At 67.6% G+C, this 15,038-nt stretch carries 11 protein-coding genes; 7 read left to right on the top strand and 4 right to left on the bottom strand.

What is annotated here, in order from left to right:
* Window positions 1-191: 191 nt before the first annotated feature.
* Window positions 192-2,456, bottom strand: coding sequence for an EAL domain-containing protein (locus ASG43_RS01300; protein ID WP_082490523.1), 2,265 nt, complete (start codon window positions 2,454-2,456; stop codon window positions 192-194).
* A 434-nt stretch (window positions 2,457-2,890) separates the two neighbouring features.
* On the opposite strand from ASG43_RS01300, the gene ggt reads away from it, so the two are divergent.
* The 4 genes from ggt (at window position 2,891) to ASG43_RS01320 (ending at window position 8,444) form a co-directional block, all read left to right on the top strand.
* Entirely contained in the window at window positions 2,891-4,645 is a 1,755-nt protein-coding gene (ggt, locus tag ASG43_RS01305) for a gamma-glutamyltransferase (protein ID WP_056499404.1), read from the top strand.
* A gap of 163 nt (window positions 4,646-4,808) precedes the next feature.
* Entirely contained in the window at window positions 4,809-5,138 is a 330-nt protein-coding gene (locus ASG43_RS01310; protein WP_156386327.1) for a hypothetical protein, read from the top strand.
* Between the two features lie 119 nt (window positions 5,139-5,257).
* The gene (locus ASG43_RS01315) at window positions 5,258-6,631 is read left to right on the top strand and encodes a PepSY domain-containing protein (RefSeq protein ID WP_056499407.1); all 1,374 of its coding nucleotides are present in this window, start codon (window positions 5,258-5,260) and stop codon (window positions 6,629-6,631) included.
* A 268-nt stretch (window positions 6,632-6,899) separates the two neighbouring features.
* Complete coding sequence (locus ASG43_RS01320; protein ID WP_056499409.1) at window positions 6,900-8,444, top strand: ABC transporter substrate-binding protein; 1,545 nt, start codon at window positions 6,900-6,902, stop codon at window positions 8,442-8,444.
* Window positions 8,445-8,524: 80 nt separating this feature from the next.
* Here ASG43_RS01320 and ASG43_RS22435 read toward each other — a convergent pair whose 3' ends face one another.
* Together ASG43_RS22435 and ASG43_RS01325 are read right to left on the bottom strand one after the other, a co-directional pair.
* Window positions 8,525-8,707 (bottom strand): hypothetical protein, encoded by a 183-nt coding sequence (locus ASG43_RS22435; protein ID WP_156386328.1) that lies wholly within the window; start codon window positions 8,705-8,707, stop codon window positions 8,525-8,527.
* A gap of 369 nt (window positions 8,708-9,076) precedes the next feature.
* Window positions 9,077-9,922, bottom strand: coding sequence for a PhzF family phenazine biosynthesis protein (locus ASG43_RS01325; protein ID WP_056499411.1), 846 nt, complete (start codon window positions 9,920-9,922; stop codon window positions 9,077-9,079).
* Between the two features lie 359 nt (window positions 9,923-10,281).
* On the opposite strand from ASG43_RS01325, the gene ASG43_RS01330 reads away from it, so the two are divergent.
* Window positions 10,282-11,469 (top strand): aminotransferase class V-fold PLP-dependent enzyme, encoded by a 1,188-nt coding sequence (locus ASG43_RS01330; protein ID WP_056499413.1) that lies wholly within the window; start codon window positions 10,282-10,284, stop codon window positions 11,467-11,469.
* A 143-nt stretch (window positions 11,470-11,612) separates the two neighbouring features.
* A complete protein-coding gene (locus tag ASG43_RS01335; protein WP_056499414.1) occupies window positions 11,613-12,317 on the top strand; it encodes a GntR family transcriptional regulator in 705 nt (234 codons plus the stop codon).
* Window positions 12,318-12,336: 19 nt separating this feature from the next.
* Here the strand turns inward: ASG43_RS01335 and ASG43_RS01340 are convergent, their stop codons facing one another.
* Window positions 12,337-13,647, bottom strand: a complete 1,311-nt coding sequence (locus ASG43_RS01340; RefSeq protein WP_156386440.1) for an aspartate aminotransferase family protein — start codon at window positions 13,645-13,647, stop codon at window positions 12,337-12,339.
* Window positions 13,648-13,956: 309 nt separating this feature from the next.
* On the opposite strand from ASG43_RS01340, the gene ASG43_RS01345 reads away from it, so the two are divergent.
* Window positions 13,957-15,012 (top strand): phosphotransferase, encoded by a 1,056-nt coding sequence (locus ASG43_RS01345; protein ID WP_056499416.1) that lies wholly within the window; start codon window positions 13,957-13,959, stop codon window positions 15,010-15,012.
* Window positions 15,013-15,038 lie beyond the last annotated feature (26 nt).

Here is a 15,038-nt window from a genome sequence, read left to right on the forward strand (position 1 = left end):
GTTTTTCCGACGGGGAGCTTTGCGGCTGGCCGGCCGTTTGTCCAGTGCGGCCGGCAAGAGGCATCTAAGCCCTTAGTATGACGAGTGAAGCCAAGGCGGTGGAGATTGCGGTGCGCCGCATCGCCGTGCGGATCTGTCGATCCCCGGTTTTCCAGTCCGGCCGAAACCGAAGACGATCGGCCGATCCGCCGTCAGGCCGCGGCCTGGTCCGAACTCGGCAGCCAGGCGGGAGACGGTGCATCGCGCTGCAGAAGGGCCTCGAAAGCGGCGGCCTGCATCGGGCGACCAAAGAGGTAGCCCTGCGCCTCGCCGCAATAGGCGCGCATGAAGGAAGCTTGCTGAACGGTCTCGATCCCTTCCGCGATGACGTCGAGATCGAATCCGCGCGCAAGACGCACGATCGCCTCGACGATGGCGCGGTCGCCGTCGTGGAACGCGGCGCCCGAGACGAAGGAGCGGTCAATCTTCAGCCGCGTGACCGGCACGTCCTTCAGCATCGTCAGCGAGGCGTAGCCCGTGCCGTAGTCGTCGAAGGAGATGCCGACGCCGCGGTCGCGCAGGATGCAGAGGTCCGCCGTGATCCGGGTCTGATGCTGGAGCACGATGTTCTCGGTGATCTCCAGTTCCAGGGCGTCGGGAGGCAGGCCGCAATCTCCGAGCGCGCGCTCCACCACATCCGGCAGGTCGCCCGCCCGGAACTGGGCCGCGGAAAGATTGACGCCCATTCGAAACGGCGCATCGCGACCGCGGAGCCAGATTTCGGCCTGCGCGCAGGCCGTGCGCAGGATCCACTCCGACACCGGAACGGCCAGCAGACTGCCTTCGAGGATCGACAGGAAGGCGCCCGGCGCCACCACGCCACGCTCGGGATGATTCCAGCGGATCAAGGCTTCCGCGCCGACGATCGCGCCATCCTTCAGCCTGACCTGCGGCTGGTAGTAGAGCTCGAATTCCTGCCGCTCCCAGGCTTGCCGCAGGCCCGAGCCGATGGACACGCGCTCCTCGCTCAAGGGGCGAAGCTCCGGCGTGAAGAGCCGGGTCAGGCCCTTTCCGTCGCGTTTGGCGCGGTACAGCGCGAGATCGGCATCCGCCAGGAGGCCGTCCACCGTCCAGTCCCCGCCCTGCGTCGCCGCGATGCCGGCGCTGGCTCCGACATAGACGCTCCTCTCGCCGACCTCGATCGGCCGTTCGATCGCGGCAATGGCGGACCGGGCGACGTCGACGGCGCAGGAGGCATCGGCGTCCCCCACCGACAGGACGACGAACTCGTCGCCGCCCAACCTGGAGACGAGGCTGGTCTCGCCCGCCAGGTCCGTCAATCGCCGGGCGACCTCGACCAGCGTATCATCGCCGGCCGCATGGCCGAGACTGTCGTTCACCTCCTTGAAACCGTCGAGATCGATGAGGACGAGCGACGCCTCCCGGCCCGCCGCGGCGGCCTCGTCCATCCGGCGCACCAGGGCCGAACGATTGGCGAGATCGGTCAGGGCATCGTGCTCGGCAGCCCGTTTCAGGCGCCGCTCCGCCTCGATCCGATCCGTGATGTCGCGGGCGATCGCCCCGAAGCGGTGTTCGCCGCCTTCCGACCAGCGGGACAGCGACAGCTCGATCGGAAACTGGGTCCCATCGCGCCGCAACGCCTGGATCGTCACCAGAGAGCCGACGAGCTTGGTCGGGTGACCCGCAGCCGCCCGCGCCAGACCCGCCTCGTGCATGGGGCGCATGTCGGGAGGCACGATGAGGCTGAGGCTTTGCCCCACGACCTCGTCGGCGCCGTAGCCGAACATCCGCTCCGCCGCCGCATTCCACGACAGGATGCGATTGCCGCTGTCGGCGCAGATGATGGCGTCGATGGAGGCGCCTGCGACGGCCTCGAACCGGTGACGACCGCCATTCTCCGCAATTGCCAGCCGGCGCGCTTCGAGACGCTCCATCACGAGTTCGGACAGATCGAGGAGGGTTCTGCGCTCCTCGTCGCTGAGGCCGTCCCGCGGGACCCGGTCGATCGCGCAGAGACTGCCGATGACGCGCCCGTCCGGGGTGATGAGGGGCGCCCCGGCATAGAACCGCACGCCGGGTTCGCCGACGACGAACGGGGATTGCGCAAATCTCGGATCGAGTTCGGCATCGGGAACGACCATGATGTCGCCTGCCTGGATGGCGTACTGGCAGAAGGAGCCCGCCAGCGGGGTTCCGCAGATTTCGAGACCTCTTCGCGCCTTGAAGAACTGCCGATCGGCCGCCACCAGCGAAACAAGCGCGATCGGCACCCGCAGCGACTGGCAAGTCAGCCGCACGATCTGGTCGAAGCCGGGCTCCGGCTCGGTGTCGAGGACGTGATAGGCGTCGAGCGCACGGAGCCGCGCAGCGTCGGCGACGACCGTCTTCGTGTCGTGCGCCGGGCCGGACCGCAGGTCGTCCTGCGTCGCGTCCCCGGTCGATCGCGTTCTGGTCATGTCCGCCTGATCTTTCGCCGCCCGATGCTCATGTCGCCGGAAATTACGATGTAAAGATTACTTTCAAATTTTTAGAGATCCCACGAGATCTCGCGCTTCATGCCGCTCGCCTCGCAGAGTCCTGCCGGACGAAACGCCCCTTGTCTGCCCGTCTTGGTCTTGCTTCGGAAACCCACGAACCTTGATCGATCGAAGTCCCGTGAGAGGCGTCGATGAGGCGTGAACGCCCCTGTCGTCGGGGCTGTCGTGACCGGGGGATCTTCGCGATCCGCTGGACGCGCGAAGATCGCCGGGGACCGGGAGCCGGACGACGATCCGGGCATGGACCGGGCGGGATCTTCGACGAGCTCGGTTCGGGATCTCGCACTGAGCCGGGGATGCGGATAGGCTTTCGGGCGGAGAATGCGGCGACGTCCGGCCCCGGAGGTAGATCGATGAGACACAGAGCCAGGAAGCCCGTGGCGCTCGCTTGGACGCTGGCCTTGGCGTTGCCCTTTGCCGCACTGCCGCCGACGCGCGTCGACGCGGCCTCTCCGGCGCCGGTCGAAGCGCAGCACGGAATGGTCGTGACGGCGCAGCATCTCGCCTCGCAGGTGGGCGTGGACGTCCTGAAAAGCGGCGGAAACGCCGTGGATGCGGCGGTCGCCGTCGGCTACGCTTTGGCCGTGGTCTATCCCACCGCCGGCAATCTCGGTGGCGGCGGCTTCATGACGATCCGCCTTCAGGATGGGACGACGACCTTCCTCGATTTCCGCGAGCGCGCGCCGCTGGCCTCGACGAAGACGATGTATCTCGACAAGGACGGCAAGCCGCTCGCCGGCGCCAGCACCGAAGGCTACCTCGCGGTCGGCGTGCCAGGCTCCGTCGCCGGGTTCGAGCTGGCGCGCGAGCGTTACGGAACGAAGACGCGGCAGGACCTCCTCGCGCCGGCCATCCGGCTGGCGAAGGACGGTTTCGCGCTGGAGGCCGGCGACATCGCGTCCTTCGCGGAGGGCAACGAGATGCTGGCGAAGGACGACGCCGCAGCGGCGGTCTTCCTCGCCAACGGAAAGCCGCTGCCGCTCGGCGCGACGCTCCGGCAAGCCGATCTCGCGTCCTCCCTGACGGCGATCGCGGATCTCGGAACCGATGCCTTCTACAAGGGCGCCATCGCCGACCGGATCGTCGCGGCCAGCCAGTCCAACGGCGGCATCCTCGCGAAGGCGGATTTCGAAGCCTATCGGGTGCGCGAGCTCGAGCCCGTCACCTGTTCCTATCGCGGATTCGAGATCGCGTCCTCGCCGCCGCCCTCCTCGGGCGGCGTGATCATCTGCGAGATCCTCAACATTCTCGAAGGCTATCCCCTTTCCTATCTCGGCTATGGCTCGGCCGAGACGACGCGCCTGATGGTGGAGGCCATGCGGCACGCCTTCGTCGACCGCAACGCCTCGCTCGGCGATCCGGATTTCGTCGACAATCCCCTCGAGACACTGCTCGACAAGGATTACGCACGTGATATCCGCGCCCGGATCGATCCCTATCGAGCCGGCGTCAGCCAGTCGCTGATGCCGAAGGGCTTCGGCGAATCGACCGAAACGACGCATTATTCGATCATCGACGACGCCGGCAACGCGGTCGCCGTCACCTACACGCTGAACGGCTCCTTCGGCGCCGGCGTGATGGCGCCGGGCACCGGCATTCTCCTCAACAACGAGATGGACGACTTCACGATCAAGCCGGGCGTCCCGAACCTCTACGGCCTCGTCCAGGGGGAGGCGAACGCGATCGAGCCGAAGAAGTCGCCGCTCTCCTCGATGAGCCCGACCATCGTGTCCAGGGACGGCAAGCCCTTCATGGTCATCGGGAGCCCCGGAGGCTCGCGCATCATCACGATCACGCTCGAAGCCATTCTCAACGTCGTCGATCACGGCATGAACCTCCAGGAGGCGATCGACGCGCCGCGAATCCATCATCAATGGCTGCCCGACAAGGTCTACATGGAGCCGAACGCGCTCTCGCCCGACACCCGCAGGCTCCTCGCCGGCATGGGTTACGACGTCGCGGTGGATCCGGACTGGACCATCTGGGGCGAGGCGGCCGGCATTCTCGTCGGCGGCGCGAGCCTCGCGCAGAGCGAGGCAGGCACCGGCGCGAGATACACCGGCGCGATCGACAGCCGCGCCACCGCCGGCAAGGCACTCGGCTACTGAAGCGTCGTTCGACGCCGTGCCCCTTCGCGGCTGAGCCGTCCCTGTCCGGCGAGCGAAGGGGCCATCGACAAGCCACCGGTCTTCATGGCATGGCGTTCCCATGCGGTTCTGGCGGAACATAGCGGGCGACAGATGGTCGGGAGGCGTTCTCTGCGTCCTTCTCGTGACCCTCATCCTCGCGCAGATCGCCATGGCGGGCCGGGCGGCCGCGGCAATGGTCGCGCCCGATCCGTTGTCCATCATCTGCACCGCCCATGACGGCGTCCAGCGCCCGGCCGATCCCGTTCAAGACCGGCAATGTCCCTGCGCGGACCTCTGCCAAGCCGGCGTCTTCCTGCCGACGCCGCCCGCACCGTCCGACGATCTCGGCCTGCCCATCCGCTTCGCCGACCGCGTCGAACGCGGGACCGGCCCGGCGGAATCGCTCCCGGCCGCACCCTTTCTCCGGCGTCCCCGCGCGACGGGCCCACCCGTTTCTTTCGATCCGATCTGATCCGGCGGGGCGCGAGCCCCTTCTGTTCCGTTCGACGGCCGACCTTCCGGTGCCAGCAATCCCTTTCGGGACAACGCCGCGTCGAGCCGTCCGATTGAGAGACGACATCCTTGACCGACATGACCGCCCAAGCCCCGACGAGCGCCTCGACGCTCGCCTACGACACCTATCGCGCCATCTGGCGCTGGCATTTCTATGCAGGCCTGATCGCCGTTCCCTTCATGATCCTCCTCGCCGTGACGGGTTCGCTCTACCTCTTCCGCGATGAGATCGACGAGACGATCTTCAGCCACCGCAATGTCGTCGCCGAGCAGGCGTCGCCGATGCTCGCGCCGAGCCGCCTCGCCGAAGCCGCGCGATCCGCGGTTCCCGGATCGAGGCTGACGGCCTATCGCGAGCCGTCCGGCCCGCAGGCGTCGGCACGGATCTCGCTCGAGACCGACGACGGACCGGTCTATGCCTTCGTCGATCCCTATGACGGGCGCGTTCTCGGCTCGGTCGCCAAATCCGCCGAATTCAACGAGGTCGTGCGCCAGTTGCACAGCCTCGCCTTCTTCGGCCCCTATGCGAACCGGCTGATCGAGGCGATCGCGGGCTTCGCCATCATCCTCGTCGTGTCCGGCTTCTATCTCTGGTGGCCGCGCCGCCAATCCGGCGGGGTTCTGACGGTACGAGGAACGCCGGCCAAGCGGGTCTTCTGGCGCGACACCCATGCGGTGACGGGCGCCGTCGCCGGCCTCCTCATCGCCTTCCTCGCGCTGTCGGGCCTGCCCTGGTCGTCGGTCTGGGGCGGACAGCTCACGCGGATCGCGGTCGCCACCGGCACCGGCTACCCCGCCGCGCTCTGGGACGAGGTTCCGACATCGGGCGAGCACGCCGAGCACGCGATGGAAACGGTGGGATGGACGATGGAGTCTTCCCCGATGCCGACATCGTCCGGAGCGATGGCGCAGGGTGGGTCGATGGAGCCGATCTCGCTCGACCGCGCCGTCGCCATCGCGCGGGAGAAGGGCTTGGCGCCGCGCTTCGAGGTCAGCGTTCCGGCCGCCGAGACGGGCGTCTACACGGCCGCCATCTTCCCCGACGATCTCGACGCGGTGCGAACCATCCACATCGATCAATATTCCGGCGAGCCGCTGGTCGATGTCCGCTATGCCGATTACGGGTCGACGGCGAAGCTGACGGAGCTCGGGATCAACATTCACATGGGTCAGGAATTCGGGCTCGCCAACCAGTTGCTGATGCTGGCCACCTGCCTCGCCATCGTCCTGTCCTCGGTGTCCGCTCTCGTCATGTGGCTGAAGCGCAGACCGTCCGGCCGTCTCGGCGTTCCGCCCTACCCGGCGAGCCGGCGCGTCTATGGCTCGCTCTGGGCCATGGCCGTCGTCTTCGGCGTCCTGTTCCCGCTGTCAGGGATCCTCATGGTCGCGATGCTCGCCTTCGACCTCCTCCTCGTCCGCAACGTGCCGATCCTGCGGCGCATCTTCGCCTGACGAGGTCGCACCCCCGGGGGAACCGCAGCCCGGAGCCGGTGGCGCGTCGACAGATCGTCCTGCCGGCGACGGGACGGGACCGGGCAGATCAGGGCAAAGACCGGGCGCGGACGTCCCGCTCGGACCTCCCGGCGTGCCCGATCGTCGCCTTCCCTTCACCATCGACCGACAGACGCGCGTGACATCGCGTTGAAAAGGACGAAGATGACGGTCCGAAGGACCGGGCGGCCGCCGGGTCCGCGACGCGCCTCCAGCCCGGACTTGCAACATGATCGCCCGCATCCGATCTGCTGCCGCGATCGCGGCGTTCGTCGCGGCGGCGTCGTTGCTGTCGATGTCCGTCTGCGTCGCCGCAGGGGGAGACCGCATCTTCGACATCGTCGCGCCCTTCGAGATCGGGGACGCCGATCCCTCTCTCTTCGGCTTCGTGTTCCAGCGCATGGAGGTCGGCGAAACCCTGCTGGAGGTCGCTCCCGACGGCCAGCCGCGGCCAGGGCTGGCCACATCCTGGGACATCTCGCGGGACGGCCTGACGTGGACGCTTCCGATCCGCGACGGCGTCCGCTTTCACGATGGCAGCCGCCTGACCGCGGCGCTCGCGGCCGCATCCCTGGAGCGCGCCCGCGCCCGGTCGGGCGCCCTGAACCGCGCGGGCATCCGGTCCATCCGGGCCGAGAGCGGCGCGGTGGTGATCCGGTTGGAGCGCTCCTTCGCGCCGCTCTGGTCGCTCCTGGCGCATTACTCCACGATCGTCGTCGCTCCCTCATCCTTCGCCGCGAACGGAGCGGTGCGCGACATCGTCGGAACCGGGCCCTATCGCGTGACGAGGATGGACGTGCCGCGCCGCCTGGAGGTCGAAGCCTTCGCGGATTACTGGGGAGACAAGCCCGCCATCGGCGCCGCCACCTATCTCGCCGCAAGCCCCGGCGAAGCGCGCACGCGGATGGTGGAAAGCGGAGAGGCCGACATGGCCTTCACCCTCGATCCCACGAGCATCGCGCGGTTGAGAGCCACCGGATCGGCGACGGTGCTGCAGGCGCCGTCGCCACGCGTCCTGCAGATCAAGGTGAACGCCGCCGTCGCGCCCTTCGACACGCGGGCGGGGCGGACCGCGCTGAGCCAGGCCATCCAGCGCGAGGGCATCACCCGCGCGATCATCCGCGTGCCCGGAACGAGCGCGACCCAACTCTTCCCGCCGAGCCTCGCGGCCTGGTACGACCCGCGACTGCCGCCCCTCACGACCGATCCGGACGCTGCCAAGGCCGGCTTTGCCCAGCTTGGTTGGGTGGCGGGAGACGACGGGATCCTGCAGAAGGACGGAAAGCCGATGCGGCTGACGCTTCTGACCTATGCGGACCGGCCGGAACTGCCGCTGGTCGCATCGGTGATCGGCGATCAGCTTCGGCAGATCGGCGTGTCGGTCGACGTCGTGGTGACGGACGCAGCCGCGATCCCCGCCGGCCACGCGGACGGCACGCTCCGGCTCGCCCTCGTCACCCGCAACTATGCCCTCTTCCCCGATCCCTTGGTGACGCTTCTCGGCGACTTCGCGTCGGGAGGTTCGGACTGGGGACCGATGAACTGGGTCGATCCCGAATTCGAGACGGCGATGTCGTCGCTGTCGGTGGCAACCGATCCGGTCGAAGCGGCGCGGCTGCGCCGGGACATCACGGGCGTTCTCCAGCGCGAGCTGCCGGTCGTTCCCGTCGCCTGGTACGAACAGGCGATCGCGGTCACCAAGTCCGTCGACGGGGCCGTCGTCGACCCGCTGGAACGCACGTTCGGTCTATCGCGGATGAAGTGGACGTTCTGATCCGCCGTCCGGACGTCCGTCAGCTTTCGAGGACGGCGACCCAATCCGAGCGCCCTGTCCGGGTCGCCACGCCCGATGCGTCAGCGATGGGCCTTGAGATAGGCCTTGCCGGACCGCGTCAGCTGCCAGCGGCCTTCGACGCGCTCAACGAGTTCGAGGCTGGCGAGGCTGCCGATGATGTTGGGGTCGGGATCTTCCAGCGGCGAGCGCGCGATCAGAGACAACAATCCACGGCCTTCGGCCGTCATTCGAGCCAAGGCCATGGCTGATCCTTTCGGTGGCGGGGTTCTCGTCTGTGACGACGATGGACCCGCAGACATTGGACGCATCGCGACGACGTCAAGGCTGAACAAGCCCGGACGATCACACGCCTTCGCCGCCTCGACGAGCTGGAAGGAGGGTCATGGGTCGCTGTCGCCTGCGCGGCCTGCGCAGGACGATCCCCACCTCATCGTCTCGATGGTCTCGTCATGCAAGCCCTATTCGGCCTCGAACCCTCACCTGCGCTCCGATGAACCAAGGCCGTTCCGCGACGTCCCGCCCCTCCGTGCGGGTTTCGCACGGTCATCGGCGACGGACGGTGCGCCGCGCATGGGACCGGATCTTGCGCGATGACGGGGCGGCCGCAGGCCTCACAAGAAGACGCTGCCTTCGATCAGGATATGAGTCCGGCCTCCGACCAGAACCTCTCCGGTCCCGGCGGCGCCCGGCATCAAATGAACCTGCCCGTCTCGGCCGACCTTTTCGCCCTGGGCCATGACGATGGGATGAGTGAGCCGGCCGTCCTGTCGGAGCCACATGCCGATGGCTGCATTCAGCGATCCCGTGATCGGGTCCTCGAAGCGCGCGGTCCGCGCGGCCAGCATCCGCACGTCGTACTGGCTGGCGGCGCCCGGCCGGCTCGGGGCGAGAAGGCCGATCGCCAGACCGGGCAACGTCGCCGCTCGCTCGGCCTGCACCGCCATCAACGTGGCTGCATCGGCGAGTTCGAGAAGATGCCAGACCGATCCGTTGGCGAGGACGCAGGCCGACGTCACCGATCGCTCGTCGATGTCCAGCCCCGCGACGATCCGGCTTCGGATATCCCGCGGCATGTCGGCGACGTCCGTTTTCGGTGCGACGAAGGCGGGGAGCGCCTGGCCGAGATCAATGGAGACGAGCCCGAGATTGCCCTCCTGCAGAACCGTCCCCGCACGCCGCGGCCGCCCTCCCCCGTTCAGCCAGGCCGCACATGTTCCCAGCGTCGGATGTCCGGCGAAGTCGAGTTCCCGGTTCGGCGTGAAGATGCGGATCCGGTAGTCCGCCTCCCGTCGAACCGGCGGCAGAACGAAGGTCGTCTCGGCCAGCTGGGTCCAGGCGGCGAAGTCCTGCATCTTGCGATCGGTCAGTCCCGCGCCGTCGAGAACCACGGCGAGACCGTTCCCCTTCAAAGGCGTTGGGCTGAAGACGTCGCACTGGACGAAGCGGCGGTGGAGCATCGTGGCGTTTCCGATCGGGACGAAGGTTGTCGCTCCGTCTGTGATCCTTCCATCGGCAAAGTGGCAAGACGAGGCGCCGCGAAGCCCTCTCCAAAATGGGGAAAAGGCGTCGACGGTCCGCGCTCAGCGCCGGATCCGTCAAGGAGCCGCCGCAGCCGATAAGATTTACTGTCGTAAGCAATCGGTAGAATTAACTTTCCAAAGCAGTCCCGCGGGAGCACGTTCGGCATTGGGAGGACATTGCGGTGGCGATCGGGCACGACGGCGTTGCTGTTCCTGCAACGACGGCCCCTGCCGCAGTCTCTTCAAGAAACGAAGACATGGCGACGTCAGATCGCCGTGATATCTTGGGGATAGAGATGCACCATCATCCAGGTCTGTTCATTCCAGGTCCGACCAATGTTCCGGACGCCGTTCGCCGCGCCATGAACATTCCGCAGGAGGACATGCGCTCGCCGGACTTCCCTAAACTCACCTTGCCGCTCTTTGCGGACCTCAAGTCCGTGTTCAAGACGCAGACGGGCCAACCCTTCATCTACCCCGCATCGGGAACGGGCGGTTGGGAAGCGGTGCTGACCAACACGCTCAATCCGGGCGACAAGGTGCTGATCTCGACCTTCGGTCAATTTTCGAGCCTTTGGTCGGACATGTGCCGTCGGCTCGGCTTCGATGTCGAGGTCGTGGAGGGGGAATGGGGCGAAGGCGTCCCGGTAGAGCGATTCGCCGATATCCTGTCTGCCGACAAGGACCACCGGATCAGAGCGGTGCTCGGCACGCACAACGAGACGGCGACCGGCGTGACCTCCAGCATCGCCGGCATGCGCAAGGCGCTCGATGCCTCGGACCACCCCGCGCTTCTCTACATCGACGGCGTGTCCTCGATCGCCTCGATCGATTTCCGGATGGACGAGTGGGGTGTCGACGGCATCGTGTCGGGCAGCCAGAAGGGTTTCATGCTGCCGACCGGCCTCGCCATCATCTGCGTCAGCCAGAAGGCGCTGGCAGCGCACGCGTCGTCGAAGTTTCCGCGCTGCTTCTTTTCCTTCGAGGACATGCAGCGCGCCAACAAGGACGGCTACTTCCCCTACACGCCGGCCACCGTTCTGCTGCGCGGCCTGCGCGCCTCGCTCGACCTTCTCTTCGAAGAGGGCCTCGAAAACGTCTTCGCGCGCCATCACCACATCGCGTCGGGCGTGCGCGCCGCCGTGGCGGCCTGGGGGCTCGACCTCGTGGCGCGCGACAGGAAATGGTATTCCGACACGGTCTCCGCGGTCTATACGCCGGCCGGCGTCGACGCGGTCCAGGTCCTGCGCCGCGCCTTCGATCGCTACGGCGTTTCGTTCGGCTCCGGTCTCGCGCGTCTCAACGGCAAGGTCTTCCGCATCGGCCATATCGGAGCGACGAACGAGGTGATGATGCTCGGCGCCCTGGCCGCCGCCGAAATGGCGCTGGTCGACTGCGGCGCCAAGATCGAGCTCGGCTCCGGGGTCGCGGCCGCGCAGTCCCGATACGGCGCAAGGCCGCAGGTCCTCGCCAAGGCCGCCTGACCTTCAGAGCCACGACCCCGCCTCGTCGCAGGTGGGGTCGACGCTGCTCGGAAGCGAGACGCCGCGCCGTGCTTCTCGGCGTTCCGCCCCGTGGCGATCCGCCCGCTCGTATATGATATCATGCGCCATCAGCGGAGGATGGCGTGAGCAAGATCGAGTACCGGACCCTCAACGATCGAGCCTACGACCAGATCAAGGAGGGGTTGATGGCGGCGACCTTCCATCCCGGACAGGTCCTCGTCATCCGCACCCTCGCCGAGACCTACGGCGTGTCGACGACCCCGGTGCGCGAGGCGCTCCAGCGGCTCGTCGCCGAGCGCCTGCTCGTGCTCCTGCCCAACCGCAGCATCGCCGTGCCGGATCTCGAAGCCGACAAATATGCCGAGATCCTGCGCATTCGCTGCGAACTCGAGGGACTGGCGGCGGAACTGGCGGCGCCCCTCGTCGACAAGCCCGCTTTGCGCCAGCTGGACCGGCTTCTCCACGAGATCGACGTCGCCCTCCGGCGCCGGGATCACGATGCCTATCGTCGGCTCAACCAGTCCTTCCACTTCGCGGTCTATGCCCAGTCGGGCTCGCCGCGCCTCGTCGATATGATCGCGGACCTCTGGGGCCAGACCGGCCCCTACATGAAGGAGCTCTTCGGCGCGCCGGGCTACGAGATGCAGGCCAACGACGCGCACCGCGCCGTGCTGGCGGCGCTCGAGGTCTGCGACGGCGCCGCCGCCCGGCGCGCCATCGTCGCGGATCTGACGGTCGCGGCCGATCTCCTCGTGCCGCATCTGCGGGATCTGGAGCGGCGGCGCGCCGAACTCCGGCGATCGGGCTCGCTTCGGGCGGAGGCCTGACGAACGCGGGCGCGCGACGTCATTGCGTCCGGGCGAGTGCGCTCTCGAACACGTGGACGAAGAGGTCGGCATGCTCGCGCTCGAAAACGAGCGGAGGGCGGATCTTCAGGACGTTGTGGGAGAGGCCGGACACGCTGATGAGCACGCCTTCCTCGCGCATCGCATTGACGACGCGCGAGGCACGCTCGCGATCGGGCGTGCGCGCCGCGCGGTCGGAGACGAATTCGACGCCGAGGAAGAAGCCGGTGCCGCGAACGTCGCCGATCGCCTCGCAGCCGGTTGCAGCCGTCGTCAACCGATCGAGGAGATAGGCCCCGGTCTCCCGCGCGTTGCGTTGAAGCTCCTCCCGCTCGATCACCTGCAGGACCGCCATCGCGGCGGCGCAGGACACCGCATTGCCGCCGAACGTGTTGAAGTAGCGAGCCTCCCGACCGAACCGCTCGATCACGTCCGGTCGCATGACGACCGCGGACATCGGCTGTCCGTTGCCCATCGGCTTGCCGAGCGTGACCATGTCGGGCACGACGTCATGGCGCTGGAAGCCCCAGAAGGCATCGCCCGTTCGGCCGAAGCCGGGCTGCACCTCGTCGGCGATGAAGAGCCCGCCGGCCTCGCGGATCGCCTGTGCCGCACCGGCGAGGAAGCCGGCCGGGCCCGGCAGGACTCCGTCGCTGGTAAAGAGCGTGTCGACGATGAGGACGGCGGGCTTGATCCCGTGCCGCCGGAGATCGGCGATCGCCGCCTCGACATGGCCGCGAAAGGCGGCGCCCACGTCGGACGAACCGGCGCGGTAGCGGTCCGGCGCGGGAACCGTGCGCACATGGGCGCCGAGATCGACCGAGCGCCCGAGCGAAGGCGAGAAGGCTGCGACCGCGTCGGTGATGCCGTGATAGGCGTTCTCGGTGACGATGATGCCGGTGCCGCCGGTATAGGCCTTGGCCACCCTGAGAGCGAGATCGTTCGCTTCGCTGCCCGTGCAGGCGAACATGACCTGCGACAGCTCCGCCGGAAAGGTCGCGATGAGCGCCTCCGCGTAGTCGAGGATCAGCGTGTGGAGGTAGCGCGTGTTGGTGGCGAGACGGCCGACCTGAGAGCGGATCGCCTCCACGACATGGGGATGGCAATGACCGATCGAGGTGACGTTGTTATAGGCGTCGAGATAGGCCCGTCCCGTCTCGTCGTAGAGCCAGACGCCGTCCCCCCGCACGAGATGCAGCGGCGACTCGTACATGAGGCGATAGGCCGGCCCCAGCACGCGGGCGCGTCGCGCGACGAGCGCCGCGTCCGCCGGCGACAGATGTCCCCGCCCCGGGGTGAAGGCGTTCGGCATGGAAAGGTCCGCGGCAACGCTCATGATCGAGGCTTCCATCGCAGGGTGAGGATCGGCTGGGGCACGGATGGGGACGAGATGGCAAGAACCGTCCTGCTGCCCGGTCGCCCTTTTGTTGCAACATATATCATGAGCGATGGCGGGGGAAGTTCGCCTGCCGACCGGAGGTCCCAGCAGACCCCGTCGACAATACCTTGAGCGGCATATATGATATACCAGCAGCCGTTTGGATCGACGGGTGAAGCGCCAGAGGCCCCGGGGCGACCGTCCGGCTCCCTTGGCCGTCTCCTTTCAGGAAAGATCGCGTCCATGATCGACGATCCGGCGCTGCGACCGCGCTCCGCCTTCACGACGAGAGCGCCGGCCTTCACGCCGGCCGAGGTGGAGTCTCTCGTTCGCGCGCGCTATGGCATTGCCGGATCTGCCGTCTTTCTCAACAGCGAGCGCGATCTCACCATCCGCGTCGACGGGGCGACGGGCGATGTGTTCATCCTGAAGATCGCCAACGCCGCGGAGGATCCGCGCGTCACCGAATGCCAGAACCGCGCCCTCCAGCACGTCGCGCTCCACGCGCCTTGCGTCCCTGCGCCGCGGCTCGTGCCGACCCTCGACCGCGAGACGGAATTCATGGCCGAGCATTCCGGAGAGCGGCACGTCACGCGGCTTCTCACCTATCTGCCCGGGCGCGTCCTGTCCGGAACGGTGCCGTCCAGCGCCCAGATGCGCGGCGTCGGAACCGCGCTCGGATCGCTGGCCCGAGCGCTGTCGACCTTCCACCACCCGGCCGCGACGCATGAGATCGTCTGGGACATCCAACATGCGACGGAGCTTCTGGCCCTGACCCGCCATGTCGAGGAACCCGCCCTGCGCGACCGGGTCGAGACGATCCTGTCGCGCTTCGCTGCGGACATCGCTCCGCTCCAGCCGGGTTTTCGTCGTCAGGTCGTCCACAACGACTTCAATCCGTTCAATCTCCTCGTCGATCCCGAGGAAACCGACCGGCTGACCGGCATTCTCGATTTCGGCGATCTCGTCCTCACCCCGACGATCTACGATCTGGCCGTCGCCGCGTCCTATCAGGTCGCGCAAAGCGGCCCGCCGCTGCGCCTCGTCGCCGATCTCGTCTCGGCCTATCACGCGATCCACCCCGTCCTCGAGGAGGAAGCCGAGCGGCTGTTCGACCTCATGGGCGTGCGCCACGCCATGTCCGTGACGATCGCGGAATGGCGGGCCAGCCGCTATCCCGAGAACGCCGCCTACATCCGCCGCAACCATGCGAAGGCCTCCGCCGCGATCGCGCGCTGCGTCGAGATCGACCCCGGCGAAGCGCGCGCGATCCTTCGCGCGGCCTGCGGTTTCGACTGAGGCTCCGCCACGGCGTGGGGATGCGA

This window comes from Aureimonas sp. Leaf454, from assembly GCF_001424685.1.
Lineage (GTDB): Bacteria > Pseudomonadota > Alphaproteobacteria > Rhizobiales > Rhizobiaceae > Plantimonas.

Bases quoted from the DNA above. Each gene is read 5' to 3' on its own strand.
- ggt (WP_056499404.1), top strand. From the start codon at position 2,891: ATGAGACACAGAGCCAGGAAGCCCGTGGCGCTCGCTTGGACGCTGGCC.
- ASG43_RS01315 (WP_056499407.1), top strand. From the start codon at position 5,258: ATGACCGCCCAAGCCCCGACGAGCGCCTCGACGCTCGCCTACGACACC.
- ASG43_RS01300 (WP_082490523.1), bottom strand. From the start codon at position 2,456: ATGACCAGAACGCGATCGACCGGGGACGCGACGCAGGACGACCTGCGG.
- ASG43_RS01345 (WP_056499416.1), top strand. From the start codon at position 13,957: ATGATCGACGATCCGGCGCTGCGACCGCGCTCCGCCTTCACGACGAGA.
- ASG43_RS01340 (WP_156386440.1), bottom strand. From the start codon at position 13,647: ATGCCGAACGCCTTCACCCCGGGGCGGGGACATCTGTCGCCGGCGGAC.
- ASG43_RS01320 (WP_056499409.1), top strand. From the start codon at position 6,900: ATGATCGCCCGCATCCGATCTGCTGCCGCGATCGCGGCGTTCGTCGCG.
- ASG43_RS01325 (WP_056499411.1), bottom strand. From the start codon at position 9,922: ATGCTCCACCGCCGCTTCGTCCAGTGCGACGTCTTCAGCCCAACGCCT.
- ASG43_RS01330 (WP_056499413.1), top strand. From the start codon at position 10,282: ATGCACCATCATCCAGGTCTGTTCATTCCAGGTCCGACCAATGTTCCG.
- ASG43_RS22435 (WP_156386328.1), bottom strand. From the start codon at position 8,707: ATGGCCTTGGCTCGAATGACGGCCGAAGGCCGTGGATTGTTGTCTCTG.